Origin of the sequence: Streptomyces sp. NRRL S-340 (genome assembly GCF_000720185.1) — a bacterium.
Taxonomy (GTDB): domain Bacteria; phylum Actinomycetota; class Actinomycetes; order Streptomycetales; family Streptomycetaceae; genus Streptomyces.
In genome coordinates, this window is the sequence record NZ_JOIY01000157.1 from 1 (window position 1) to 211 (window position 211).

The window sequence follows — 211 nt, forward strand, 5'->3', positions numbered from 1 at the left end:
CCGCGCTCCCTGCCGGGCCCGATCGTCATGACTCGCTGACGCGGTCAAGGACGCCGGTCCCCAACTGGTCCCCAAGAATGATCAAGGGCCGGTTTCGGATGCCTCCGAAACCGGCCCTGATCTGCGACTCTCACGAGTCGGGACGACAGGATTTGAACCTGCGACCCCTTGACCCCCAGTCAAGTGCGCTACCAAGCTGCGCCACGTCCCG

1 tRNA gene is annotated in these 211 nt (G+C 64.9%); it reads right to left on the reverse strand.

Features of this window, described 5'->3' with window-relative positions:
- Window positions 1-137: 137 nt before the first annotated feature.
- Window positions 138-211 (reverse strand) — tRNA-Pro (locus tag IG64_RS37375).